Source organism: Actinoplanes hulinensis (genome assembly GCF_019429605.1).
Classification (GTDB): domain Bacteria; phylum Actinomycetota; class Actinomycetes; order Mycobacteriales; family Micromonosporaceae; genus Actinoplanes; species Actinoplanes campanulatus.
The window spans coordinates 24475-49671 of the sequence record NZ_JAHXZI010000001.1 but is presented as its reverse complement, the minus strand read 5'-3'; the positions used below and the strand labels follow the sequence as shown (position 1 = coordinate 49671).

General features: G+C 70.9%; 23 protein-coding genes. 13 read left to right on the top strand and 10 right to left on the bottom strand.

Features of this window, described 5'->3' with window-relative positions:
- Positions 1-12: 12 nt before the first annotated feature.
- Both KZ829_RS42555 and KZ829_RS00245 read left to right on the top strand, forming a co-directional pair.
- A complete protein-coding gene (locus KZ829_RS42555) occupies positions 13-2307 on the top strand; it encodes a cobyrinic acid a,c-diamide synthase CobB (protein WP_308285278.1) in 2295 nt (764 codons plus the stop codon).
- A gap of 470 nt (positions 2308-2777) precedes the next feature.
- On the top strand, positions 2778-3410 hold the full coding sequence (locus KZ829_RS00245; RefSeq protein ID WP_220141873.1) for a TIGR03086 family metal-binding protein: 633 nt from the start codon (positions 2778-2780) through the stop codon (positions 3408-3410).
- 80 nt (positions 3411-3490) lie between these two features.
- Here KZ829_RS00245 and KZ829_RS00240 read toward each other — a convergent pair whose 3' ends face one another.
- The gene (locus tag KZ829_RS00240; protein WP_220141872.1) at positions 3491-5632 is read right to left on the bottom strand and encodes a transglycosylase domain-containing protein; all 2142 of its coding nucleotides are present in this window, start codon (positions 5630-5632) and stop codon (positions 3491-3493) included.
- Positions 5633-5715: 83 nt separating this feature from the next.
- Between KZ829_RS00240 and cobC the strand changes: the two genes are divergently transcribed.
- The 3 genes from cobC to cobA are packed head-to-tail and all read left to right on the top strand — an operon-like array spanning position 5716 to position 9022.
- The gene (gene cobC, locus KZ829_RS00235; protein ID WP_246634875.1) at positions 5716-6768 is read left to right on the top strand and encodes an Rv2231c family histidinol phosphate aminotransferase CobC; all 1053 of its coding nucleotides are present in this window, start codon (positions 5716-5718) and stop codon (positions 6766-6768) included.
- Positions 6765-7817 (top strand): nicotinate-nucleotide--dimethylbenzimidazole phosphoribosyltransferase, encoded by a 1053-nt coding sequence (gene cobT / locus KZ829_RS00230; RefSeq protein ID WP_220141870.1) that lies wholly within the window; start codon positions 6765-6767, stop codon positions 7815-7817. Before cobC ends, cobT begins: the two co-directional genes overlap by 4 nt.
- Complete coding sequence (cobA, locus tag KZ829_RS00225) at positions 7814-9022, top strand: uroporphyrinogen-III C-methyltransferase (protein WP_220141869.1); 1209 nt, start codon at positions 7814-7816, stop codon at positions 9020-9022. The genes cobT and cobA overlap by 4 nt, the downstream gene beginning before the upstream one ends.
- A gap of 60 nt (positions 9023-9082) precedes the next feature.
- On the opposite strand, the gene KZ829_RS00220 is transcribed toward cobA, so the two are convergent.
- Positions 9083-10489, bottom strand: a complete 1407-nt coding sequence (locus KZ829_RS00220; protein ID WP_220141868.1) for an alpha,alpha-trehalose-phosphate synthase (UDP-forming) — start codon at positions 10487-10489, stop codon at positions 9083-9085.
- A gap of 138 nt (positions 10490-10627) precedes the next feature.
- Between KZ829_RS00220 and KZ829_RS00215 the strand changes: the two genes are divergently transcribed.
- The 5 genes from KZ829_RS00215 (at position 10628) to KZ829_RS00195 (ending at position 14685) form a co-directional block, all read left to right on the top strand.
- On the top strand, positions 10628-11140 hold the full coding sequence (locus KZ829_RS00215; protein WP_308285277.1) for a hypothetical protein: 513 nt from the start codon (positions 10628-10630) through the stop codon (positions 11138-11140).
- A gap of 95 nt (positions 11141-11235) precedes the next feature.
- Positions 11236-12912 carry an energy-dependent translational throttle protein EttA gene (gene ettA, locus KZ829_RS00210; RefSeq protein ID WP_220141866.1) on the top strand — a complete coding sequence of 559 codons (1677 nt, stop codon included), beginning with the start codon at positions 11236-11238 and terminating at the stop codon, positions 12910-12912.
- On the top strand, positions 12905-13318 hold the full coding sequence (locus KZ829_RS00205) for an acyl-CoA thioesterase (protein WP_183227756.1): 414 nt from the start codon (positions 12905-12907) through the stop codon (positions 13316-13318). Before ettA ends, KZ829_RS00205 begins: the two co-directional genes overlap by 8 nt.
- Positions 13315-13974, top strand: a complete 660-nt coding sequence (locus tag KZ829_RS00200; RefSeq protein WP_220141865.1) for a DUF8185 domain-containing protein — start codon at positions 13315-13317, stop codon at positions 13972-13974. Before KZ829_RS00205 ends, KZ829_RS00200 begins: the two co-directional genes overlap by 4 nt.
- Positions 13975-14103: 129 nt before the next feature.
- Entirely contained in the window at positions 14104-14685 is a 582-nt protein-coding gene (locus tag KZ829_RS00195; protein WP_220141864.1) for a type III secretion system chaperone family protein, read from the top strand.
- A gap of 78 nt (positions 14686-14763) precedes the next feature.
- On the opposite strand, the gene KZ829_RS00190 is transcribed toward KZ829_RS00195, so the two are convergent.
- From KZ829_RS00190 to KZ829_RS00180, 4 genes are all read right to left on the bottom strand, one after another.
- Positions 14764-16032, bottom strand: a complete 1269-nt coding sequence (locus tag KZ829_RS00190; protein ID WP_220141863.1) for a delta-60 repeat domain-containing protein — start codon at positions 16030-16032, stop codon at positions 14764-14766.
- 63 nt (positions 16033-16095) lie between these two features.
- Positions 16096-16539: a globin gene (locus tag KZ829_RS42550; RefSeq protein ID WP_246634929.1), complete on the bottom strand. Its 444-nt coding sequence runs from the start codon at positions 16537-16539 to the stop codon at positions 16096-16098.
- Complete coding sequence (locus KZ829_RS00185; RefSeq protein ID WP_308285275.1) at positions 16482-17759, bottom strand: MFS transporter; 1278 nt, start codon at positions 17757-17759, stop codon at positions 16482-16484. The genes KZ829_RS42550 and KZ829_RS00185 overlap by 58 nt, the downstream gene beginning before the upstream one ends.
- Positions 17760-17958: 199 nt before the next feature.
- A complete protein-coding gene (locus KZ829_RS00180) occupies positions 17959-19041 on the bottom strand; it encodes a mechanosensitive ion channel family protein (protein WP_504739906.1) in 1083 nt (360 codons plus the stop codon).
- A gap of 190 nt (positions 19042-19231) precedes the next feature.
- Between KZ829_RS00180 and KZ829_RS00175 the strand changes: the two genes are divergently transcribed.
- A complete protein-coding gene (locus tag KZ829_RS00175; protein WP_204297397.1) occupies positions 19232-19780 on the top strand; it encodes an HNH endonuclease in 549 nt (182 codons plus the stop codon).
- Here KZ829_RS00175 and KZ829_RS00170 read toward each other — a convergent pair.
- Together KZ829_RS00170 and KZ829_RS00165 are read right to left on the bottom strand one after the other, a co-directional pair.
- Positions 19777-20586: a class F sortase gene (locus tag KZ829_RS00170; RefSeq protein WP_220141862.1), complete on the bottom strand. Its 810-nt coding sequence runs from the start codon at positions 20584-20586 to the stop codon at positions 19777-19779. The two genes, KZ829_RS00175 and KZ829_RS00170, sit on opposite strands and share 4 nt — an antisense overlap.
- 7 nt (positions 20587-20593) lie before the next feature.
- Complete coding sequence (locus KZ829_RS00165) at positions 20594-21073, bottom strand: hypothetical protein (RefSeq protein ID WP_204297399.1); 480 nt, start codon at positions 21071-21073, stop codon at positions 20594-20596.
- A gap of 231 nt (positions 21074-21304) precedes the next feature.
- Between KZ829_RS00165 and ctaJ the strand changes: the two genes are divergently transcribed.
- Both ctaJ and KZ829_RS00155 read left to right on the top strand, forming a co-directional pair.
- Complete coding sequence (gene ctaJ, locus KZ829_RS00160; protein WP_308285274.1) at positions 21305-21547, top strand: aa3-type cytochrome oxidase subunit CtaJ; 243 nt, start codon at positions 21305-21307, stop codon at positions 21545-21547.
- Positions 21534-21929, top strand: coding sequence for a DUF5130 family protein (locus KZ829_RS00155; RefSeq protein ID WP_183227746.1), 396 nt, complete (start codon positions 21534-21536; stop codon positions 21927-21929). Before ctaJ ends, KZ829_RS00155 begins: the two co-directional genes overlap by 14 nt.
- Before the next feature lie 6 nt (positions 21930-21935).
- On the opposite strand, the gene KZ829_RS00150 is transcribed toward KZ829_RS00155, so the two are convergent.
- A complete protein-coding gene (locus KZ829_RS00150; protein ID WP_246634925.1) occupies positions 21936-22487 on the bottom strand; it encodes a Uma2 family endonuclease in 552 nt (183 codons plus the stop codon).
- Between the two features lie 135 nt (positions 22488-22622).
- Entirely contained in the window at positions 22623-25178 is a 2556-nt protein-coding gene (gene pepN, locus KZ829_RS00145; RefSeq protein ID WP_220141860.1) for an aminopeptidase N, read from the bottom strand.
- Positions 25179-25197: the final 19 nt, after the last annotated feature.

Below are 25197 nucleotides of genomic sequence, written 5' to 3'. Positions count from 1 at the left end.
CCTCGTCTGGTCGTGAGCGCGCCGTCGTCCGGCCACGGCAAGACGGCCATCGCCGTGGGACTGCTCGCCGCGCTCAGCGGACGGGGCATCCCGACCGCGGGCTTCAAGGTCGGCCCGGATCACACCGACGCGGCGTACCTCGGACTGGCCGCCGGACGCCCCGGCCGCAACCTCGACCCGCGCCTGGTCGGCGCGCAGCGTGTCGCGCCGCTCTTCGCGCACGGCGCGTCCGGTGCACAGGTCACCGTCATCGAAGGCGCGATGGGCCTGTTCGACAGCCTCACCGGTCAGCCGGAGGTCGACGGCACCGCGTCGGTCGCCGCCGCGCTGCGGGCCCCGGTCGTGCTGGTGGTGGACGTCGCCGCGATGGGCCACTCGCTGGCCGCGCTCGTCCACGGCTTCCGGATGTTCGACGAGATGGTGCACCTGGGCGGCGTCATCCTGAACCGGGTCGCCTCCGAACGGCACGAACAGATGCTGCGCAGCGCGATGGACGACATCGGCATGCCGGTGCTCGGCGCGCTGCATCGCGGTGACCTTCCCAACGTGCTGCCCGCCCGGTCACACGGGCTCGTTCCGGTCGCCCACCGGACCGTCGAGGCCGGCCGTGCCGTGCGCCGCCTCGGCGAGGCGGTGGCGAGCGGCCTCGACATGGAGCGGTTGATGGCGCTCGCCGCGTCGGCGCCGCCGATCCCCGGCCCGCTCTGGACCCCGGCCGAGGCGGCCGGGGACGTCCCGTTCGATCAGCGGCCACTGATCGCCCTGGCCGGCGGCCAGGGCGCCCCCTACACCTACGTGGAGACGGCCGAGTTGCTCACCGCGGCCGGCGCCGACGTCGCGGTCGTCGACCCGCTGCGCGACGAGGCACTCCCTCCGGGCACGCGCGGCCTGGTCGTCGGTGCGGGCCTTCCCGAGGGGTACGCGGAGGAGCTCTCCGCCAATCGCCGCCTCTGCGCCGCGGTCGCCCAGTTCGCCCGGGACGGCTGGCCGGTGGTGGCCGAGGGCGTCGCCCTGCCGTGGCTCGGCCGTGAACTCGACGGGCGCCCCATGTGCGGTGTCCTCGACGCCACCGCCACCACCGGAGAGCAGACCGTCGCCGGCTACCGTGAGGCGACCGCCCCCGGCATGTCCGTGCTGGCTCCGGCCGGCGCCCGGATCACCGGCTACAAGCAGCACCGGGCGGTCGTCACCCCCCGCTCCGGCGCGAACCCGGCCTGGACCTGGTCCGGCGGCAATCCGGAAGGCTTCGTCTGGCGCCAGGTGCACGCCTCACAACTGGGCCTGCACTGGGCCGCCGCCCCGGAGATCGCCCGCCGGCTGGTCGCGGCCGCGCACGCCGGTCCGCAGGGTCCCGGATCGTCCCACCCGGCTGCCGGCATGCCCACGGCTCCGACGCAGGCCATGCCTTCCGGCCCGCCATCGGGTCCCCCTTCCGGCATGCCGTCCGGCCCGCCGCAAGGTGTTCCGGCCGGCTCGCCGCAAGGTATGCCGCCCGGCCCGCAGGGCATGCCCGCGGGTTCCCCGCCCGGAATGGTGCCCGCCGGCCACCCGGCCATGGTTCCGGCCGGTGCCGGCCTGTCGCCGGTCCAGGGCTCGCCGGCCGGCCCTGGTGCGGGTGGCCCACCCGCGCAGGGCGTCCCGGACACCGTGGTCCTCACCACCTCGGGCCAGGTCTCCTCGAGCGCGGCCTCCGGTATGCCGCACGCCATGAACCATCCCGGCCACAACGGTCCCGGCTCCGGCCTGCCGGGCGGAGACGCTTACGGCCAGGACTTCCCAAGTCATGACGCGCCGGGCCAGGGTGCCCCCGGTTCCGATTTTCCGGAACGGGGCGGGCCGGGCCAGGGTGCCTTCGGCCACGATTTTCCGGAGCGGAGGGCTTCCGGCCCCGGTCAATCCGGCGGCGGCCAATCTGGTTCGGGTGGGTTCGGGTCCGGCAATGGCCAGTCCGGTTCGGGTGGGTTCGGGCCCGGCAATGGCCAGCTCGGTCCGGGCGGGTTCGGGCCCGGCAACGGCCTACCGGGTCACGGCGTGCCCGGCCAGGGCATGCCGGCCAGCTCCGGCCCGGCCATGTCACCTGGCCAGGCAATGCCGCTCAACCCGGCCATGTCACCCGGCCAGGCCATGTCGCCCTCGGCGGGACCGATCGTCCTGCAGGGACAGGTGCTGCCCCCGCTCGGCCGCCAGGGCAACGGCAGGCCGCCCGGCCCCGACATGCCCGGCCCGGATCACGGGATGCCGACCGGCCAGGGGGGTCCCACCCACTCCGACGACCATCCGGCCCCGGACTTCCCCGTCCATTCCTGACCGCTCGTCCCGCGAAATGCTCCGCCCACCACCGGCGGCCGGGGATTCCGTCTGTTAGAGGCCGGTTCCCCAGCCTCGGCGGGCGGCCTGAGGGGAAGCGATTTGTCTCTTGTCACCGGGCAGAGAAGGTCGCGGCCGACTGAGATCGCTCGTCGTCTCGCAGGCGTGAAAACCGGCGTCCAGGCATTCCGTCCGTTGCCGCTACGCCCGTACTGGGGAGGAAGACGGCGCAGCCGACGGTCCATTCGATCCGCTGCTGTCCGGCGGAAGAGGCCGAAGATCTTCTCGGTTGAGCCGGTAGGGACGGTGCCGGCCGACGGGCGGAGTGCGAGCGGGCTGTCCGTTGCCGCGGGCGAGCGTGGGGTTCGCCGCCGGAAGCGGCCCAGCGTGCGAAAGGCCGGATCTCGGGCTGCGAAGTTGTCGTACCCCCCTCGTACCGTGAGGGCTACGAGAACCGAAGGAGGTGGATCGTGGCCGATCGTGTGCCGCTGGATTTCGACCCGCCGGTTCGTCAGATCAGAGCCCTGCTGCTGGGGGTCGACGATCGTGACCTGACCGCCCCGACGCCCTGCCCGGGCTGGCCGGTCGCCGCGCTGCTCGATCATCTGATGGGTCTGGCCCACGCTTTCACCTTGGCCGCCCGAAAGCGTTCGGGTGTCGACGGCCCACCACCCGAGCCGTCCGCCGAGCACCTGTCCCGGCATTGGCGCAGCCGGCTTCCGGTGCTGTTAGCCGAGTTGTCCATGGCGTGGAAGGACCCGGCCGCCTGGACCGGCACGGCGCAGGCGGGCGGTGTCACCATGCCCGCCACCGCCATGGGCGCCGTCGCGATGAATGAGCTGGTCATGCACGGGTGGGATCTCGCCCGGGCGACCGGCCAGGACTACGCCGCCGATCCGCGCGCCCTGGAGCAGTTGATCGAGTTCCTCGGGCAGGGCCCGGGCGAGGGCACGCCGGGCCTGTTCGGTCCACGCGTTCCGGTCGGCCCGGAGGAGGATCTGCTGGCCCAGGCGCTGGGCCTGGCCGGCCGCGATCCGGCCTGGCGACCACCCCGCCGCCGACCGGCCAGACCCACCCGGCCGGTCCTCCCGGCCCGGGACTGAGGCCGGCTGGTCTTCCCGGCCCGGGACTGAGGCCGGCTGGTCTTCCCGGCCCGGGACTGAGGCCGGCCGGGGAGGGGTCGTCACCAGACGAGTTTGTCGGAGGGTGGGGTGAACTTGAGTTCGGGCTCGTCCTGGAGGGCGTCCCGCAGCGTCTGGGCGACCGTGTACTTCGACATCGTCGAGCGGCCCGAGCCGACCAGATGCTCCGGGTTGTCCGGGTCGGCGACGAAGGCGGAGGCCGCCAGCTGCGGGGTGTAACCGCTGAACCACGCGGTCTTGTTGCCGTCCGTCGTGCCGCTCTTGCCGGCGACCGGGCGCTGCAGGACACCGTAGACCATCGCGGAGGTGCCCCAGCCGCAGTGGCCGCGGGCCGCGCCGTAACCGGTGACGCAGCGGGCCGCGTCGGTGGCCGCGCGCGCGACGGTGGCCTTGACGGCCTGGTGGCAGCGGGGTGCGGCGACCAGGCGTTCCTGGTAGACGGCGTGGGTTCCGTCGGGGTTGCGGATGCTGAGCACCGGCAGCGGCTCGCAGTAGCGGCCCTCCGCGGCCAGGGTGGCGAAGACGTTCGCCATCTCGACCGGGGTGGCGTCGCTGACGCCCAGGGTGAAGGCGCCCCAGTCGGGGGCGTGTTCCTTGGTGGCGAGTTCCTTGTCGACGGCGGTGCGCCAGCGCAGCCCGAGGCGTTCCGCCATCCGCACCGCCTTCTCCGCGCCGACCCGCTGTTCCAGCTGTACGAAGTAGGTGTTGACCGATTTGCCGAAGCCGCTCCACATGGTCTGTGTGCCGGTCATCGACTTGCTGGAGTTCTTCGGGCACCAGTAGATGCCGCAGGTCGCCGGCCCGGGCGCGGTGATGTATTGGGAGACGAACCGTTGCGGCGCGTAGAAGGAGGTGGTCAGTGGCAGCCCGGCTTCCAGGGCGGCCAGCAGCGTGAAGATCTTGAAGGTGGACCCGGCCTGATATCCGGCCATGTCACCGCCACCGAGCAGCGGGTTGACCGTGTTGGGGTAGTTGCCCTTCTCGTCGTCCTTCTTGCGCCAGTCGGTGTGCTGCCCGTTGTTCTCCTGGTCCAGCGAGTAGGTCCGGTTGACGGCCATGCTCAGCAGCCGTCCGGTGCCGGGCTGCACCACGACCTGTCCGTGGGCGAAGGTGCTGCCGCGCCCTTCCTTCTCCAGTACGTGCCGCAGCGCGTACCGCTGGATCTTGGGGTCTATGGAGGTGACCACCCGGTAGCCGCCGCGGCGCAACTGGGCCTCGCGTTCCTGGGGGTTGCTGCCGAAGGCGGGCTGCTCACGCCACCAGCTCTTGAAGTAGTCGCAGAAGAAGCCCCAGTCGTTGTGCTTCTCCGGCACCGAGACGCAGTCGTTGGGCGGCGTGCTCAGCTTGAGTTTGATCCTCGATCTGAGGGCGGTGGCGGCCTGCTCGGCGGTGATCGCGTTCATCTTCCGCATCTGGTCGATGACGTAGTTGCGCCGGTCCAGGGCGGCGCCCCGGTCATTGGCCGCCGGGTCGTAGGCGGATGGTGCCTTGACCAGCCCGGCGAGCAGTGCCGCCTCGGTGAGGGTGAGGTCGCGCGGCGCCTTGGAGAAGAAGACCTGGGAGGCGGCGAAGATGCCGTAGGCGCGGTGCCCGAAGTAGGCGGCGTTGAGATAGCGCTCGAGGATCTCGTCCTTGCTGAGCCGCTGTTCCACCTCGATGGCGAGCCGCATCTCGCGCAGCTTGCGGGCGGCGGTCTGTTCGGTCGCCTTGAGCGCCTCGGTCGGGGTCTTGGCGCTGTCCCGCAGCGCCATCCGCACGTACTGCATGGTGAGTGTGGACGCGCCCTGGGCGACCCCGCCCGCTTGCTGGTTGGCGACGAAGGCCCGGGCCACCCCCTTGGGGTCGACGCCGTTGTGCTCGTAGAAGCGGGTGTCCTCGGAGGCCACGATCGCCTTGACCAGGTAGGGCGACATGTCGTCCAGGTCGGTGTGCTTGCGGTGCTCCTCGTAGAACATCGTGAGCAGCGTCTTGCCGTCGGCCGCGTAGACGTAGCTGGTCTGGGCCGGCGGTGTCTCGGTGAGCTGTTCCGGCATGTTGTCCAGTGCCTCGGTGCCGGCCTTGACCCCCATGCCGGCCAGCGCGGTGAAGGGGTAGGAGAGGCCGGCGAGGACCAGTCCGGCGATGAGCCCGGCCCGGATCAGCATGGCGACTTTTCCGGCTACGGTGAGGCGTCGGCTCGTCACTTCTCGAAGGTATGACAAAAAGCCTCATGTTTACCCGGAACGGCCGAAGTGTGGCGTGGTCGGCCGTCCGGCATGCTGAGCCCATGAGTTTCGACCTCGATCATCACGGCGACGCCGAGGTGGGGGCGGGCCTGATCGATCTCGCGGTCAACGTGCGGCATCAGGCCATGCCCGCCTGGCTGGCCGGGCCGATCGCGGAGTCGCTGGGCGCGCTCTCGGCGTACCCGGACGACCGCGCGGCCACCGCGGCCGTCGCGGCCCGGCATCGCCGGGATCCGGGCGAGGTGCTGCTCACCGCGGGCGCAGCCCAAGGGTTCGTGCTGCTCGCGCAGGCGTTGCGGGGCGCCCGTCGGCCGGTCGTGGTGCATCCGCAGTTCACCGAGCCGGAGGCGGCGCTGCGCAACGCCGGCCACCGGGTGGAGCGGGTGGTCCTGCGTGAGCCGGACGGCTTCCGGCTCGATCCGGGCCTGGTTCCGGACGACTCCGACCTGGTCTTCGTCGGCAACCCGACCAACCCCACCTCGGTCCTGCACCCCGCCGCCGACGTGGCGAAACTGGCTCGCCCGGGCCGCGTGCTGGTGGTCGACGAGGCGTTCGCCGACACCACCTTCCGGCCGGGCGTGCCGGGTGAGCCGGAGTCCCTGGCCGAGCGCCGCGACCTGCCCGGTCTGGTGGTGCTGCGCAGTCTCACCAAGACCTGGGGCCTGGCCGGCCTGCGAATCGGCTACCTGCTCGGGCCGGCCGACCTGCTGCGCCGGCTGGCCGCCGCGCAACCACTGTGGGCGGTCTCCACACCGGCGCTCGCCGCGGCCGCCGCCTGCGCCTCGCCGGTCGCTGTCGCGACCGAGCGGGAGATCGCGGCGGCGCTCGCCGCCGAGCGTGCCCATCTGGTGGAACGGTTGCGGCGAGTGCCGAGCGTCACGGTTCCGGGCGACCCGGCCTCCGCGTTCGTTCCGGTACGCCTCCCCGCCGCCGATCAGGTACGCGCTGAGCTGCGCCGACGTGGCTACGCGGTGCGCCGTGGCGACACCTTCCCGGGGCTGGGCCTCGACTGGCTCCGGATTGCGGTGCGCGACACTGCCACCACTGACGGATTCGTGCAGACTCTGACCGATGTGATCGAGGAGCGACCGTGACGCTGGAGACCACCCTGGCGGCCATCCGGCCCGCCGACGACGGGGCCATGACCGCCGCCCGCGAGTTGCAGGCCCGGCTCACCAAGCCGACCGGTTCGCTGGGCGTGCTGGAGGAGCTGTCGGTGCGCCTGGCCGGGCTGGCCGGGGTGTGCCCGCCGCCGCTGCCGGAGCCGGCCACTGTCGCGGTCTTCGCCGGCGACCACGGGGTGCACGCCCAGCGGGTGACGCCGTGGCCGCAGGAGGTCACCGCCCAGATGGTGGCGAACTTCGTGGCCGGCGGCGCGGTGGTCAACGCGTTCGCCCGGCAGGCGGGCGCGGACGTCATGGTGGTCGACGTCGGCGTGGCCATCCCGCTGCACGGCGGGCCGAACCTGCTGGACGCGAACGTGCGGCGTGGCACCCGGGACATGACGGCCGGCCCGGCGCTCACCCGCGAGGAGGCGCTGGCCGCCGTCGAGGTCGGCATCCAGGTCGCCACGACCCTTGTCGACCAGGGCGCCCGCGCGCTGCTCACCGGTGACATGGGCATCGCCAACACGACCCCGGCGGCGGCGTTGATCGCCACGTTCACCGGCGCGTCCGCGGCGGCGGCGACCGGGCGGGGCACCGGCGTCGACGACGAGACCTACCAGCACAAGATCTCCGTGGTGGCGGCCGCCCTCCAGCGGCACGCGCCCGACCCCGCCGACCCGCTGGGCGTGCTCGCCGCGGTCGGTGGCCTGGAGCACGCCGCGCTGACCGGGTTCATCCTGGGCGCCGCCGCGCGTCGCGTACCGGTGATCGTCGACGGTGTGATCGCGGCGTCGGCCGCGGTCGCGGCGGCGGCCTTCGCCCCGGACTCGGTGGCCGCCATGGTCGCCGGGCACCGTTCCGCCGAGCCGGGCGCCGGGGTGGCGCTCACCCACCTCGGCCTTGACCCGTTGCTCGACCTGGGCATGCGCCTCGGCGAGGGCAGCGGCGCGGTGCTGGCCCTGCCCGTCGTGTCGGCCGCGGTCCGCGTGTTGCACGAGGTGGCGACGTTCGATTCAGCGGGAGTGTCCGAGAAGTGAGCATCTATCCGTTGGGTCTGCGGATCGAGGGCCGCCGCGTGCTGGTGGTCGGCGGCGGCACGGTCGCCACCCGCCGGGTGCCGGCGCTGATCGCGGCGGGCGCCCGGGTCGAGATCGTGGCGCCGGAGCTGACCCCCACGCTCCAGGGGCACGTCGACGCCGGCCGGGCCGTCTGGACGCCGCGGCGCTTCGCGCCCGCCGACGTCGAGGGCGCGTGGCTGGTCCATGTCGCGATCGACGATCCGGAGGCGGCGGCTCAGGTCAGCCTGGCGGCCGAGGAACACCGGATCTTCTGCGTACGGGCGGACGACCGGGACGCGGCGACCGCGTGGACCCCGGCCGTCACCCGGCACGGCCAGGTGACCGTGGCGGTCACCGACGGTGGCGACCGTCGCCGTGCCATGGCGGTGCGCGACATGGTGGCCGGCGTGCTGGAGGCCGCCCCACCGGCCGCGCCCGAGTTCAAGGGGGTGGCCCTGGTCGGAGCCGGCCCCGGCGACCCCGAGCTGATCACGGTGAAGGGCCGCCGCCTGCTCGCCGCCGCCGACGTGGTGGTGGCCGACCGGCTGATCCCCGGCATGCTCCTCGGCGAGCTGCGCCCCGAGGTCGAGCTGATCGACGCCGCCAAGATCCCGTACGGTCCGCAGGCCGCCCAGGAGGAGATCAACCGCATCCTGGTGGACCGGGCGAGCCAGGGGCGGTTCGTGGTCCGGCTCAAGGGCGGCGACAACTTCGTCTTCGGCCGTGGCGGCGAGGAGGCGCTCGCGTGCGCCCGGGCCGGTGTGCCGGTGATGGTCGTCCCCGGGGTGACCAGCTCGATCGCGGCGCCCGCCCTGGCCGGAATCCCGGTCACCCACCGCGGGGTGGCGCACGAGTTCACGGTCATCTCCGGCCACATCCCGCCGGACCACCCGGACACGCTCGTCGACTGGGCGGCGCTGGCCCGGATGCGCGGCACCGTCGTGGTGATGATGGGCCTGAAGAATCTGCCGCGGATCGCCGAGCGGCTGATCGCCGAGGGCCGCTCGGCGGACACCCCGGTCGCGGTCGTGCAGGAGGGGTCGACGGCCCACCAGCGGTCGCTGACCAGCACGCTCGGCGCGGTGGCCGAGGCGACCGCGGCGGCGGGGATCCGGACTCCGGCGGTCGTCGTGATCGGCGACGTCGTCGCGGTCAGGGAGTGTTTCACGCCCGCTTCGAGCTGAAGCGCGCGTCACGCGTACCGGAAGAAGGGACGCCGGGCCGAAACGGCCCGGCGCCCGATCTCAATCCCCGGCCTTCTCGTCGTCGATGTTGAGCTCGTCGAGGAACGACTTCGCCCACCGGGCCACGTCGTGGGTCCGCAGATGGCGCTGCATGACCCGCATCCGGCGCCTGAGCTCCGGCCGTTCGGCGCCGACCGCCCGCAGCAACGCGTCCTTCACCCCGTCCGGGTCGTGGGGGTTGCAGAGGAACGCCTGGCGCAGCTCGGTGGCGGCGCCCGCGAACTCGCTGAGCACCAGCGCGCCCCCGGTGTCGCCGCGGCAGGCGATGTACTCCTTGGCGACCAGGTTCATCCCGTCGCGCAGCGGGGTCACCATCATCACGTCGGCCGCCGCGTACATCGCGGCCAGCTCCTGTTTGCTGACCGACTGGTGCAGGTAGTGCACGGCCGGCGTGCCGACCCGGCCGAACTCGCCGTTGATCCGGCCGACCTCGCGCTCCACCCGCACCCGCAGCGTCTGGTAGTGCTCGACCCGCTCCCGGCTCGGCGTGGCGACCTGCACCATCACCGCCTCACCGACGTTGAGCTTGCCGTCGGCGAGCAGCTCCCGGAACGCCTTGAGGCGCAGCTCGATGCCCTTGGTGTAGTCCAGCCGGTCGACGCCGAGCACGATGGTCTTCGGATCACCCAGCTCGGCCCGGATCTGCTTGGCCCGGGCCTGCACCGCCGGGTCGGCGGCGAGCTTCTCCATGTCGGCGGTGTCGATGCTGATCGGGAAGGCACCGGCCTTCACACGACGGCCGTCCACCTGGATCGACTGGCCCTCGTAGCGCAGCCCGAGCAGGTGCCGGGCCAGGCGGACGAAGTTCTGTGCGGCCAGCCGCTGCTGGAAGCCGACCAGGTCGGCGCCGAGCAGCCCGCGCAGGACCTCGGCCCGGAACGGCATCTGCATGAACAGCTCGATCGGTGGGAACGGGATGTGCAGGAAGAACCCGATCCGTAGGTCCGGGCGCATCTCCCGGAGCATGGCCGGGACCAGCTGCAACTGGTAGTCCTGCACCCAGACGGTGGCGCCCTCTGCGGCCACCTCCGCCGCGGCCTGCGCGAACCGGTGGTTGACCACCCGGTACGTCTCCCGCCAGCGTCGCTTGTAGACGGGCGTCTCCACCGCGTCGTGGTAGAGGGGCCAGATCGTCGCGTTGGACTGACCCTCGTAGTAGCGCTCCAGCTCTTCGGCGCTGAGCGGAACGGGGTGGATGTGGATGCCTTCGAGATCGAACGGATCGGGCGCTGGGCCGTCCCCACCGGCCCAGCCGATCCAGGTGCCGCGGTGCTGGGCCAGCACCGGATGCAGGGCTGTGACCAGGCCACCCGGACTGGGTCGCCACTGTTTCTCACCGTCCGTCGTGGTGACCTCGTCCACGGGCAGACGGTTGGCGACGACGACGAAGGAACTTCGTTGGGCCACGCTGAGTACACCTCCGAGTGGTTTCTGTTCCCAAGGTGAGCCTACTGTGTGTAAGCTCCCGCTCTCTCACCACCTCCGCTCGGCCTCCCGGGCCGATGCGTGATGGACCCGCCGGGAACCGGGTGTCATCCTGTGCCGGTGACACCGCTCGATGATCATTCCCAGCGACGGCGGCCGTTGTTCATCCCTGTGGTGATCGCCACGGCGGTGTTGACGGTCGGCGGCTTGGTCACCGGGTATCTGCTCTCCCGCGGCCGTGAGCCGAACAACCCCGAACCGGGCATTTCGCAGGGGCCCAGCCTGCTGACGGTGGGGCCGTTGTGCCGGCCGGAGACGCAGGCGATGGGGGAGAAGGCGGGCGCCGTCGGCGAGCTGCGCCAGGTGCTGCGCGTGCGGACCGAGAGCCGTACGGTCGTCTGGATCTGCCAGGACGAGGAGGCGCGGCTCTACTACCACGCCAACAAGGGCGGCGGTGAGGCCAAATGGGTGGAGAACAAGACGGCGCTGTTCCTCGCCAACGTGCGGCACAACGACGCCGGTGAGTTCTGGGCCGCGGCCGAGGACGGCGCGATCTTCGTGGTGACCGCCGACAAGCTGATCATCACGCACGAGGACGGCCGGGCCGAGGAACAGGACGTCGTCCCGGAGTGACAGCCGGGGTTGTCGTTCGCCGCGCGCGGGCAGGTGGAAAGATTGTCCTTTGATTCCGGCACCGAAAACCCACGATCTCGGAGGTAGGGCACACCGTGGCCCAGTTCATCTACGTCCTGGAGAAGGCGCGTAAGGCGCACGGCGACAAGGTCGTGCTCGACAACGTGACGCTGAACTTCCTGCCAGGCGTCAAGATCGGTGTGGTCGGCCCGAACGGCGCCGGTAAGTCCAGCCTGCTGAAGATCATGGCGGGCCTGGACACGCCGAGCAACGGCGAGGCCCGGCTCATGCCCGGTTACACGGTCGGCATGCTCGCGCAGGAGCCGCCGCTGAACGAGGAGAAGACGGTCCTCGGCAACATCGAGGAAGCGGTCGCGGAGACCAAGGCCAAGCTCGAGCGGTTCAACAAGATCGCCGAGCAGATGGCCACCGACTACACCGACGAGCTGATGGAGGAGATGGGCAAGCTCCAGGAGGAGCTGGACCACTCCAACGCGTGGGACATCGACGCCCAGCTCGAACTCGCGATGGACGCGCTGCGCTGCCCGGCGCCGGACGCCGACGTCACCCAGCTCTCCGGTGGTGAGCGCCGCCGCGTCGCGCTCTGCAAGCTGCTGCTCGAGGCGCCCGACCTGCTGCTGCTCGACGAGCCGACCAACCACCTCGACGCCGAGAGTGTGAACTGGCTGGAGCAGCACCTGTCCAAGTACGCCGGCACGGTCATCGCGATCACCCACGACCGGTACTTCCTGGACAACGTCGCCACCTGGATCCTCGAACTGGACCGCGGTCACGCGTACCCGTACGAGGGCAACTACTCCACCTACCTGGACAAGAAGGCCGCCCGCCTCGCGGTGCAGGGCCGCAAGGACCAGAAGCTCCAGAGGCGCCTCACCGAGGAGCTCGAGTGGGTCCGGTCCAACGCCAAGGCCCGGCAGACCAAGAGCAAGGCCCGTCTCGAGCGGTACGAGGAGATGGCCACCGAGGCGGAGAAGACCCGGAAGCTGGACTTCGAGGAGATCCAGATCCCGCCGGGCCCGCGTCTCGGCAACACCGTCATCGAGGCGAAGGACCTGGTCAAGGGCTTCGACGGCCGTACCCTGATCGATGATCTGTCGTTCTCGCTGCCGCGTAACGGCATCGTCGGCATCATCGGCCCGAACGGCGTCGGCAAGACCACGCTCTTCAAGACCATCGTCGGGCTGGAGCAGGCCGACGCCGGTTCGGTCCGGGTCGGTGAGACGGTCAAGCTGTCCTACGTCGACCAGAACCGGGCCGGCCTGGACGGCAGCAAGACCGTCTGGGAGGTCGTCTCCGACGGCCTCGACTACATGATGGTCGGCAAGGTCGAGATGCCGTCCCGCGCCTACGTGGCCGCCTTCGGCTTCAAGGGCCCGGACCAGCAAAAACCGGTCAAGGTGCTCTCCGGTGGCGAGCGGAACCGGCTCAACCTCGCGATGACGCTGAAGATCGGCGGCAACGTGATCCTGCTCGACGAGCCGACCAACGACCTGGACGTGGAGACGCTCTCCAGCCTGGAGAACGCGCTGCTCGAGTTCCCCGGCTGCGCCGTGGTCATCTCCCACGACCGGATGTTCCTGGACCGGGTCACCACGCACATGCTGGCCTGGGAGGGCACCGACGAGGACCCGGACAAGTGGTTCTGGTTCGAGGGCAACTTCGAGGCGTACGAGAAGAACAAGATCGACCGGTTGGGCGCCGAGGCGGCCCGACCGCACCGGGTGACCTACCGCAAACTCACCCGTGACTGAGCGTTTCATATACGACGTGCCCGTGCGCTGGTCCGACATGGACGCGTACGGGCACGTCAACAACGCGCGCTTCCTCACTCTCTACGAGGAGGCGCGGGTGGCGATGTTCTTCGTCGGGGCCCGGGCGCACGGCCTGGGCTCCTTCGAGGAGGGCATCGTGATCGCCCGCCACGAGATCGACTACGTGCGGCCGATCGACTTCGGTGACCCGGTCCGCATCGAGATGTGGGTCTCCGAGCTGCGGGCCGCGGCGTTCACGGTCTCCTACGAGCTCTTCGACGACGGTGTGCTGGCCAGCCGGGCGAAATCCGTGTGTGTGCCGTACAACCTGGTCAAGGGGCATCCGCGCCGGCTCTCCGACGCCGAGCGGGAGTTCCTGGCGCCGTACGTCGAGGATCGGTCATGAGAGGCCACGGCCTGCTCGGGGTTCCCGATGCGGGCGCGTTCCTGGCGCGGCTCACCCGGCTCGATCCGGCCGCGCCGGTCCGGCTCCGGTCGTCCGGCGGGCGGACCGCGCTCTGGGCCCGGCTTCCCTGGGAGGTGCTGGTCACCCGTGAGGTGGCCGGCCCCGGACCGGGTGATGCCACGGTCTCCGCCGCCGAACTGCTGGCCGTGCTGGCCGCCGGCGGGGAGTCCCTGCCGGAGCGCCGGGACACGCAGTGGCGGTGGCCGCTGCCGCCGGCCGCCAGCCGGGCCGTCGAGTCGATCTCCGGCGCCGAGCTGACCCAGTTGGCCGCGGCGGCCGCCGGGACTCTGCGGGAGGTCGCGTCGGGCGGCTTCCCGGGCCGGGCGGTCGGGCAGCGCGCGGTCCGCGACGCGCTCCTGGATCACGTCGCGCTGGTCGTCACGCCCGAGGACGGCGCGCCCGTACAGATCTCCCAACGTCTCGTCCAGGCGGTCGCCCGGATGGGTTTCCTCGGTCCGGGGGACGCGGAGCCGGCGGAGGTGAGGGTTCGGGTGGCCGGCGGCTGGGTGGGAATTTCTGCACCATATGGAGTAGCTTGGCGACAGAGCGTTCACAAATTGACCGTTATGCCGATGGTGAATCACCCGAAAGGGTGACACCACCTCGTTCTTCCGGTTCCGCCCTCTCGTTAGGGGGATGACCTTCAGGAACGGTACGGGTACCGTCTGCCCTCGGATCCACTGCAACACCCGGCTCTGGGTCTGTTGGGGAGTGAGGTGCACACGATGCCGTGGTGGTCATGGCGTCCGGGATCGGCTGCGAGCAATGAGCTGGATACCGGTGGCGAGGTGGCGGTGCAGAGCACCGTTCGCGTCGGTGTCCCGGCCCAGCGCGAGCCGAGCCGCTCCGGAGTCCCGTCCGAACTGTCCGCGACCGGATCGTCCGATTTGGTCCTGCCGGTGCAGCTCGCGCGTGTCGGCAAGGCGCTCGATCTGCTCGACATCCGGTTCCTCGCCGACGGCGGCGGCAGCCTCCTGGCGATGTGGGAGCGGCACGCCGTGCTGTTCACCCTGGAGGGACCGGACGACGAGATCCTGGTGATGCGGGCCCGCCCGCACGCGACGGTCCCGCCGGACTGGGCCGACCGTGCCTACCGGGTGGTCAACGAGTGGAACCACACACGCCGCTTCTGCAAGGCCTACGTCGGTGACCCCACCGAGCGGGGCCAGCTCCCGATCTACGCGGAGCTCCAGGTCCCCCTCGCCGCGGGCGTCCACGACACCCTGCTGGTCGAGCTGCTCGACTGCGGCGCCGCGGTCGCCACCTCCTTCGTGGACTGGCTCCACGACGAAGGAGCATTGCTTTAATTGCTCCGCTTCGCTCCGCGGCGATTCGCCTGGAAACCGGGCCCCGAGTCGCCGGCGGCGAATCGCGGGTGCTGGTGGTCAGCGCAAGGGGAACATGCCGATCCGGCCGTGGAATTCGCGGCCCAGCTGGTCGGTGTCCGAGCCGACGAGCAGGCCGTCCGGGGTGACCAGGAAGGTCCGCACGCCGACGCCGCGGGACCGGGTGGGGTTCCACTCCAGGGCCTTGCCGGTGCCCGGGCTGACCGCGCCGATACCGGGCCGGGAGACCGCGCCCGGCCCCGGTCCGTTGCCGTCCGTGCCGTACGGGTTGTCGAACCACCGCTGGTGCCCGCCCAGGTAGACGGCCGGCCCGGTGATCGCCACGGCGTACAGGGAGTCGCCGCCGGTGCGCTGCACCCACGTCGGGTTCAGCCGTCCGGTGGCCCGCACCTCGAACCGGGCGGCCGAGTCGCACAGCTTCTGCGCCGACGACGCCCGGCCGGTCGCGGCCACCACGACGTACGAGCCGTCCGGTGAGAACTTGACCTGCCGCAGATAGGTGTCGAAGCCCTTCATGCAGGTCGGCTTGAACGCGTCGGTGTACCAGTTGACCAGGCCGGCCCCGGAGCCGCCGACGTTGAACTGCGCGATCTGCGTACGGTCCGCGCCGTTGGACCGCAGGAAGGCGCCGACCGCGATCAGCCGGTTGCCGTCCGGTGAGACGTCGAAGTGCTCCACCCGGACCCGTTTGAGGCCCGGCCCGGCCAGCCGCGCGTCGAAGCCCTGGTCCACCGAGCCGGTTTCGCCGTTGAGCCGGACCAGCCCGACCCGCTGCACACCGTTGACCGCGGAGAACGTGCCACCCGCGTAGAGCCGCTCACCCCGGCTGACCAGTGCCCGGATGTCACCCCAGTTGACCCGGGCGTTGAAGGAGCCGTACCGGGTGCCGTCACGCACCGACATCCGGGCCAGACCGCGCTGTTGCGCCCCGTTGACGGTCTTGAACGCGCCACCCATGTACACCGAGTGGTCGGGCCCGGCGGCCAGCGAGTAGATCGCGCCGTCCACCTGCGGGGAGAAGGTCCGGATCACGCCGTCGTGCAGCCCGAACGCGAAGATGTTCTTCCGCTCGTAGGTCTGCCGGCGGCTGCTGTCGGCCACCTTGGTGAAGGCCCCGCCGACCACCACCGTGTCACCGACCAGCGCCAGCGACCACACCGTCCCGTCGAGCACGTGCGGCGTCCAGTCAACCGGGTCGTCGGAGACCACCGACGGGTGCGCGCGGTCGGCCGTGGCCGGCACGGTATCGATCAGCGCCGGAACGGCGACGACCGCGACAGCGGCGGCAGCGAGCAGGCGACGGCGCATGAGATGGCTCCCGAGATCGTTAGTGACAATACGATCAACGAGCCATCGCCGGTCGCGACACTGTCAGTGGGCGGGCTCCGCGCTATCCACCGTGTTCACCATGAAATGTGCCGCTCGCTCGAGATAGTCCCAGAGCTCCGCCTCGTACGGCGCGGGCAGTTCGAGTGAGTCGACCGCCACCCGCATGTGCCGCAGCCAGGCGTCGCGGGCCTCCGCGTCGACCTGGAACGGCGCGTGCCGCATCCGCAGCCGGGGATGCCCGCGACTGTCCGAGTACGTGCTGGGGCCACCCCAGTACTGGATGAGGAAGAGCGTGAACCGGTCGGCGGCCGGCCCCAGGTCGTCCTCCGGGTACATCGGGCGCAGCAGCGGGTCTTCCGCGACGCCCTCGTAGAACTTGTTCACGAGGCGCCGGAACGTGGGTTCGCCGCCGACGGCTTCGAAGAAGGTCACCTCTCCATCCTGCCAGCACCCGCGGCGGGTTCCGGCAGGCCCTGGCGTGGCCAGGACAGAACGATGAGAAGCATCACGACGGCGCCGCCGATGCTCCACAGCCCGACCACGAGCGGCAGCCGGAAATGGTCGGCCAGAAGGCCGGTGACGATGACGGCGGTGAACTGGGTGACCTGCACCCCGCTGCCGACGACCCCGAAGGCGCGGGCCCGGTAGCCGTCCGGCACGGCCAGCGTGAAGTTCGCGTTGAGGGTCGGCAGCAGCGCGCCCTGGGTCAGTCCGGAGAGCATCACCAGCGCCGCGACGAACGGCGCCGGCGGTCCGAAGATCGACGGCACGAGAAGCAACGGCATGGACACCGCGAGGTACGGGACGAGCCGTGCCCGGCGGTGGGCGGGCACGAGCCGGCTGAACAGGATGCCGCCCAGTACGAACCCGAACGGCCCGGCCGCCATGATCAGGCCCTGGTCGAGGTTCGACGAGCTGTGGCCGGGGGTGCCCTCGACGGCCCAGGCCGCGGCGAGCCCCTCCGGGACGATGGCGAAGACGGTGACCGTGAACACCACGGTCACGATGGAGCGCAGCAGCGGATGGGAGAAGACCAGCCGGAACCCCTCGCCGGTCTCTCGCAGCAGGTGGGTCCGTCCGCCGTCCGGGTTCGTGGCCGGCCGTGGCCGCACTCCGGACGCCACCAGCAGCGCCGAGAACAGGAAGGTCAGGACGTCCAGGCCGAGGGCGATCCGCGGGGTGAGGGCGACGGCCAGGGTGGCGCCGGCCAGGTAGCCGACCACCTGGGCGGTCTGGCTCGCGGTCTGCTGGAGCGCGGTGGCCAGTGGCAGCCGCTCCCGCCCGACCAGCTCCGGCAGCAGCGCCGAGCGGGCCGCCTGCGCGGGCGGCGCGGCGAGCCCGGCCAGCAGCAGGATGAGCAGCATGAGCGGCACCGGCATGTGCGGCACCAGCAGCAGCGCGATCAGCGCCATCCGGGTCAGGTCCGCGACGATCATGACCCGGCGGTACGGGTACCGCTCGGCGATCGCGGACAGCAGCGGCCCGACGATCCAGGGCAGGAAGCCGACCGCGAACGAGGCCGCGGAGAGCAGCACCGACTGGCTTTTGTGGTAGACCAGCACCGTCACCGCGGCCCGGGACAGATAGTCGCCGAGCCAGTTGATCAGGGTCGCGAGATAGACCGCGCGGTACTCACGGAGGCGGAAGAGGCTTCGGAAAGTAGCGTTCCCCCCACTGTGTGTAGCCGTTCTGGGGTCGTTCGCCACCGAAGCCTCCATCGCTTTCGACGATCGCCGAAGCACGACGAAGGCCGTGCGCGCCCGCTGATCTTCGGGGGGTGGGCGCGCGGCATGAGCAGAATCTGTAGCGGATTCTGCCCGATCGTCCTAGTCGATGCTAGTGAAGTCGAGTCTAAGATTGGCCGTTCGGGCGAGGTGGAATCGGGTCCTGTGTTTTATCTGCTGGTCAGGTGGCTCCGCCGGGCCGCTGCGGGTCGGCCGGGGAAGGAGAGGAATTCTCGCCGCCACCGAGCCACGCGGGCGGAACGGCGCTGCGCGGCAGGAGCCGGGACGCCGCGATCCGCTCGGACAGCCCCGAGGTCTCCAGCGACTCGGTCAGCGCCCGGCGCAGGTCCCGCTGGATCACCACCTGACTGTCCGCGGTGGTCTTGGCGATCGTCCGGATCACCGCGCCGTCCACGGTGAGCTGCTCGACGCCGATCACCTCCGGCGGCTCCAGGAACTCGGTCTGGTGCTCCGGCTCGGTCGCCACCGACTCGGCGGCGATCCTCAGTACGGCGATCGCCTCCTCCGAGCTGACGAAGCCGATCGGGATGTCGATCACGACCATCGCCCAGCCCTGGCTCTTGTTGCCGACCCGGACGATCTCACCGTTGCGGATGTACCACAGCACACCCCGGGCGTCGCGGACCGTGGTGATCCGCAGCCCGACGCTCTCCACCACACCGGTCGCCTCGCCCAGGTCGACCGTGTCGCCCACGCCGTACTGATCCTCCAGCAGCATGAACAGGCCGGCGATCAGATCCTTGACCAAACTCTGCGCACCGAAACCGAGCGCCACACCGACGATGCCGGCGCTGGCCAGCAGCGGTCCCAGGTTGAAACCGAATTCACCCAGGATCAGGAGCGTGGCCATGGTGAAGACCACCGCGCTGACGAAGCTGCGCAGCACCGAGCCGATCGCCTCGGCGCGCTGCCTGCGTCTCTCCGGAATGAACAGAGCCTCTTCCGCGGTGACGTCGTTCCGTTCCTTCAGCGGTCTCAACAACGCGGGCATGGAGGCCCGTGAGGTGCTCGACGCCAACCGGGAGATCGCCCGGTGAAGCAGCCAGCGGATGAGCATCGCGACCAGGATGATCGCGAGCACCCGCAGCGGTTTCACGACGACCACGTAACCGCTCTTGGCCAGCCAGGGGCTCACATCCTGCTTGAGCAACCACATGCAGACCGAGTCCGCCTGGCAGGACTTGGTCAGGTCGACGTCGGGGATCGTGACGGACGGGCCGGGGGTCGGAGCTAAGAGGAACACGGGGACAGAAGCTACCGGGTCCGGCCGGGTGAAGACCTCTGACGTTTACCGCGTAGCCACAGATTGTGCTCGCAATTTGGTTATTCATCAGGGACTATTGGCGCACGGGCCCCGTACGGCGAGGCCCACATCACACACGCATGGGCTATGGGAGCGGTCAAAAGCAACTGACACCGGAAGGTTGATTGCGATGCCTGACATACGACCCACGGTTGGCTCTTCCGCGTTGGTGCTGAACGCTACCTACGAGCCGCTGTGCGTCGTATCGGTGCGTCGAGCGACCATCCTCGTCCTGACCGCCAAGGCGGAGTGCGTCTCGGACGGCGACGGCATCCTGCACAGTGCCCACCACACCCTCCCAGTTCCCTCCGTGGTTCGTCTCACGCGGTATGTGAAGGTTCCGTACCGTACTCATGTCGGGCTCTCCCGCCGGGCCGTCTTCGCCCGTGACGGCGGCCGTTGCGCCTACTGCCGCGGCTCCGCCGAGACCATCGACCATGTCTTCCCGCGCAGCCGGGGCGGCCTGCACGCCTGGGACAACGTGGTCGCCGCGTGCGCCAAGTGCAATCACAGCAAGGGCGACAAGACCCCGGCCGAGCTCGGCTGGCGCCTGCACGCGCCGCCGGCCGCCCCGCGCGGCGTGGCCTGGCGGGTGCTCGGGCACCGGACCCCCGATCCGCGCTGGATGGACTGGCTCGACCTGCCGCCCGCCCCGGTCGAGACCGCCGAGGCGGCCTAACCCTTCGCGACCAGGGAGGCGAAGACGACGATGTTGTCCTCGTAGCCCTCCTCCTCGCCCAGCCATCGCCCGCCGCACGTCATGAGGCGCAGCAGTGGGCGCGTGTAGTCGCCGTAGACGCGCTTGGCCGGCAGCTCGTTCTTGTCGAACCGCTCCACGGAGTTGACCTCGAAGACCGCCTTCGTGCCGTCCGCGCGCCACACCCGGATCTCCTGGCCCGGCTTCATCGTGTCCAGCTTGTGGAAGACCGACGGGCCGGTCCGGGTGTCGGCGTGCCCCACGATCAGCGCCGGACCGTACTGTCCCGGGGTCGGGCCGCCCTCGAACCAGCCGGCCTCGTTGTGCCGTTTCAGCGGTGGGACGTCCACCGAGCCGTCGTTGGCCAGCCCCACCTCGAGCACCGGCGCCGACACCCGCAGCGCCGGGATCTCCAGCCGCTCCGGCCGGCTCGGCTCCAGCACCGGGTACTCCCGGGGCGGTGGCTTGTCCGGGCCGCGGAACAGGCCGCCGACGTCGAAGCCGGTCGCGAAGCCCAGACCCATGCCGACCACGAACAGCCCGAGGAAGAGCAGCACCAGCGCGATCACCCCGATCGTCCCGGCACGGCGGCCCCGCACCGGTGCCGGCGACGGCATTCGCCGGGGCAGCGGGATCCGGAACGGCGACCGCCCGCGGGTCACCGGCGTGGGCGGCAACGGCCCGGTGACCACCCCGGGCGGCGGCGCCGTGATCACCTGGGCCGGGCGCTTGCGCGCGACCGCGTCCGGCACGCGAGGGCCGGACGGCGGCTTCTCCTCCTGGGCCACGGCAGCCTCAGCCGAGTCGCCGGCGGCGCAGCGACACGACTCCGAGACCCAGCCCGGCCAGTACGGCGAGCAGGCCGCCGCCGATCAGCACCGACCCGGTGGCGCCACCGGCGGTGCCTCCGCCTCCGGTGGCCGGGCCGCGGCTCGGCTCGACGCCCGCGACCACGTGCAGGGTGGTCGTCGCGGCGCCGCCCTCCTGGCAGCGCAGGGCCACCGGGTAGTCGCCGGGTTCGGTGTCGGCCGGCACCCGTACCGTCGCGGTCAGGAAGCCGAACTCCGGCGAGACGGTGACCGAGCCGATCGGCTCGGCCGTCACCGTGGCCGCTTTGAGGTTGTCCTCGCAGGACGCGCGGATCGAGAGCTCGTCACCGGCCGGGACGGTGCTCGGGTTCAGCTCCACGAAGACGGCGGCCGCCCGTGCGCCGGACGGGACACCCAGAAGAACGAGGATGAGCGCCGCCGCGGCGGCGGGGACGGACTTACGCATAGGATCCCCCTCCTGCCGTCCGCGACGGAAAGCACGCGGACGGCGCGTGAGGGTGATTTTCGCACCTGCGAGCGCGATCCGCGTAGATCCCGACGGCGTGAGACCCCGGTTCGAGACCCGACGGTCCGGTACGACCATCGCTCCGCTACGGTGATTGATGTTCGGAATACGCAGGATCATCCGGCGCCTGGGGGCGTTCAGTTGTCAGTAATCAGCACCGTTCTGGTCTTCGTGATCATTCCGGTTGTGATCATCGGGACGATCGCGACTCTCGTCTTCGCCGGATCCGACCGGTCGAAGCCGGACCGCCGTTACCGCCCGGGCCGTCCCTACGACTTCCCGGCGATGTGGTTCACCGCGAAGCCGCAGCAGATCGCGCCGGCGTCGGCCGGTCACAGCGGACTGGTCATCGAGGACAGTTCCGGCGCACCGGTCCGGCCAGGTCCCACAGGAGGCGCAAGTGACAGTTGGTGAGGTCACCCCGCTCGAGCAGCCCGCCGAGGGTCCCTTCTCGACCCGGCAGCTGCTTCGTCTCGACGAGGCGCTCCGGATCGCCGACCAGGTGACCGGGCTCAACTTCAGCATCTACCTGGGCGAGCTCGGCGAGCCGCTGCGCGCCGCCGCCGAGGAGCTGCACCACCAGACCCGTGACCCGCAGCGTGCGGTCCTGATCGCGGTGTCGCCCAACCAGCGGAAGCTGGAGATCGTCACCGGCGCCGACGCCCGCAAGCGCATCTCCGACCGGGACGCGAAGCTCGCCGGCCTGTCGATGGCGGCGTCCTTCGCCGGCGGCGACCTGGCTGGTGGCCTGCTCATCGGGATCGACCAGCTGGCCACCCACGCCGGGGCGGCGTAGCCCCGCCTAGCGCCACTGCACGGGGTTCACCCGGATCGGGTAGGGGCTGTCCAGCTGGAGCTGGCCATCGGTGCCGACGTCCTCGAGCGCCTGGTAGGACTCATCCGTCAGGGCGTGGACGCGGAGCACCGGCCCGGCTTCCACCCGCCAGTAGGCGGGGATGCCGGCCGCCGCGTAGACGGCCGGCTTGAGCAGCCGGTCGTAACGCCGCGTCTCGTCCGACTCGATCTCCACCACCAGCGCGACGTCCGCCGGGTCGACCCAGATCGACCCGGACGAGTGCGGCCGCAGCACGGTCACGTCCGGCACCAGGTTGCTCGTGCCCATCTCGATGCCGAGCCGCGCGCACACCCACCAGCCGGGCGGTGCCGCCGAGCGCAGCGTGGTGACCACGCTCTCGACCATCGAGTCGTGTCGCGCGTCGGCCCGTGGGGTGACGTGCAGGCTGCCGTCGAGGATCTCGTAACGGTGCCCGTCCTGCGGGAACAGGTGCAGATCCGGCTCGGTCCATCGACCCTCCGGCGCACTCCACCGCACCGGGGAAACCTGGCTCAGCATTGTCAAGTCCGCCTCCATGACCGGGGAGTGTCAGACTACTCACACAGAGTTGTTTCCCGTGGCCAACGCGGCGGTAAGTTGCCACATGTGAAAGGCCCGCCCCACCAAAGTGGGACGGGCCGTCATCACATCCGGTCAGGCGGAGCGGTCCTTCGCCCGGGCCTTCAGCGCCCGCAGCACCCCGTCCCGGCCCTCGGCGACCAGCCGCCGCAGCGACGCGGGGTGACCCTCCCGGGCCAGCCACGCGTCGGTGAGAGCCACCGTCTCGTCGCTGATCTGGTAGGCCGGGTAGGCGAGCATCGCGAACTCCTGCGCCGGCTCACTGTCCGAGTGCGCCCACACGTCCGCGACCACCTCGAAGAACTTCTCCGCGTACGGCGCGGTCAGCGCCACCTGCCGGGTGCTCTGGAAGCCCTGGAGCAGCGACCGGTTCAGCCAGTTCGGCGGCGCCTGCGGACCGGTCAGCTCGGCCCACACGCGGGCCTTGTTCTCCGGCGTGGGCAGCAGCGCCCGGGCGATCGCCGCCTCCCGCTCGCCGCTGGCCGTCTTGTCGGCGGCCAGCTCGTCGTCGATCTCGGACTCCTCGGCGGCGCCCAGCGCGGACAGCGCCTGGAGCAACGACCAGCGCAGCTCGGTGTCGACGACCAGCCCCTCCGGCTTGGACCCGCCGGTCAGCCAGCCGCGCAGCACGGCCGCCTGCTCCGGGGTGCGAGCCGCGGTGATGAACGCCCGCGCCCAGGTGAGCTGCCACCCGCTGCCCGGCTCCGCGGACGCGAGCTGAGCCTCCGCGAGGCCGGCCAGGGCGGCCCAGCCGTTCGGCGCCCACTCCGGGTCGGCGAAGCTGGTCAGCGCCGTGGCGGCCTGCCGCAGCGTGGCGGTCGCCAGGTTGACGTCGTCCTCGGCCGGCAGCCCGGCGACGACCAGGGCCACGTAGTCGCGGGTCGCCATCTCGGCGTCGCGCAGCATGTCCCACGCGGCCGCCCAGCACAGCGCCCGCGGCAGCGCCGAGTCGAACCCGGCGATGTGGCCCACCAGCGTGGCCAGCGACCGCTCGTCCAGCCGCAGCTTCGCGTAGGTCAGGTCCTCGTCGTTGAGCAGCAGCAGGTCCGCGGCCCGCACCCCGGTCAGGGCGGTGATCGCGGTCCGGTCGCCGGCCACGTCCGCCTCGATCAGCTCGCGCCGGACCAGCCGGTCGCCGTCGAGGTCGTACAGGCCGATGCCGATCCGGTGGGTCCGCAGCGTCGGGTAGTCGGCCGGCGCCTCCTGCGACACCACGACGCTCGCGTAGTTGCCGTCCGCGTCGACCTCGACGACCGGCCGCAGCGTGTTGACCTGGGCCGTCTCCAGCCACTGCGCGGCGAACTTGCGCAGCTCCCGGCCGGACGCCGCCTCCAGTTCGGTGAGCAGGTCGTCGAACGTGGCGTTGCCCCACGCGTACTTGCCGAAGTAGGCCCGCAGACCGGTCAGGAACGGGTCCAGACCGACGTACGCCACCAGCTGCTTGATCACGCTGGCGCCCTTGGCGTACGTGATCCCGTCGAAGTTGACCTCGACGGCCTCCAGGTCCGGCATCTCGCAGTACACCGGGTGGGTGGAGGACAGCTGGTCCTGCCGGTAGCCCCAGGCCTTGCGGATGGACAGGAACGTCGACCAGGCGTCGGAGAACCGGGTGGCCTCGGTGTTGCACCAGTGGCTGGCCCACTCGGCGAACGACTCGTTCAGCCACAGGTCGTTCCACCAGCGCATGGTGACCAGGTCGCCGAACCACATGTGCGCCAGCTCGTGCAGGATCGTGTTGGCGCGCTGCTCGTACTCGTAGTCGGTCACCTGCGACCGGAAGATGTAGTGCGACTCGGCGTGCGTCACGCAGCCGAAGTTCTCCATCGCGCCGGCGTTGAAGTCCGGCACCCAGAGCTGGTCGTACTTCGGCAGCGGGTAGCGCACCCCGAACTGCTCGTGGAAGAAGTCGAAGCCCTGCTTCGTGATCAGGAACAGGTCGTCCGCGTCCAGGTGGCGAGCCATCGAGGCCCGGCAGAAGACGCCCAGCTCGATGCCGTCGTGCGAGTCGCGCACCTCGTGGTACGGACCGGCGCAGATCGCGGTGATGTAGGTGCTCATCCGCGGCGAGGTGGTGAAGTGGACGGTCTTCGCGCCGAAGCCCGCCGCGTCCTCCGACTCCACCGGCATGTTCGAGACGACCTTCCAGTGCCCGGGAGCGGTCACGTGCCAGGTGAACACGCTCTTGAGGTCGGGCTGGTCGAAGCACGTGTACGCCCGCTGGGCGTCCGCCGTCTCGAACTGGCTGTAGAGGTAGACCTCCTTGTCGACCGGGTCGAGGCTGCGCTGGAGCCCCTGGCCACTGGCCGAGTACTTGAAGTCGCCGGAGACCACCAGGGTGTTCTCGGCGGCGAGACCGGACAGCGGCAGGCCGTTCTCCGGGGACCACCCGCTGAGGTCCAGCGGGGTGCCGTTCAGCGTCGCGGAGTGGATCGCGGCGGCCGCCGCCTCGGCGAACGTCGCAGCACCGGGCTCGGCACACCGGAAATTGATCACTGTGGTGGACCGGAACGTGTCGGAGCCGGGGTTGCCGTGCCCGTCGGTCAGGTCAAGGGTGATGTCGTACCCGGTCACCTCGAGCAATCGACCACGCTCCGCAGCCTCGACCTGGGTCAGGTTGTGAACACCGGCCACGTGCACTCTCCTTCGAGCT

What these genes read in the sequence shown, in the direction of transcription:
- cobC (WP_246634875.1), top strand. Translation starts at nt 5,716, where the DNA reads ATGAGTTTCGACCTCGATCATCACGGCGACGCCGAGGTGGGGGCGGGC.
- KZ829_RS00200 (WP_220141865.1), top strand. Translation starts at nt 13,315, where the DNA reads ATGAGAGGCCACGGCCTGCTCGGGGTTCCCGATGCGGGCGCGTTCCTG.
- KZ829_RS00195 (WP_220141864.1), top strand. Translation starts at nt 14,104, where the DNA reads ATGCCGTGGTGGTCATGGCGTCCGGGATCGGCTGCGAGCAATGAGCTG.
- KZ829_RS00190 (WP_220141863.1), bottom strand. Translation starts at nt 16,032, where the DNA reads ATGCGCCGTCGCCTGCTCGCTGCCGCCGCTGTCGCGGTCGTCGCCGTT.
- KZ829_RS00175 (WP_204297397.1), top strand. Translation starts at nt 19,232, where the DNA reads ATGCCTGACATACGACCCACGGTTGGCTCTTCCGCGTTGGTGCTGAAC.
- KZ829_RS00165 (WP_204297399.1), bottom strand. Translation starts at nt 21,073, where the DNA reads ATGCGTAAGTCCGTCCCCGCCGCCGCGGCGGCGCTCATCCTCGTTCTT.
- KZ829_RS00150 (WP_246634925.1), bottom strand. Translation starts at nt 22,487, where the DNA reads ATGCTGAGCCAGGTTTCCCCGGTGCGGTGGAGTGCGCCGGAGGGTCGA.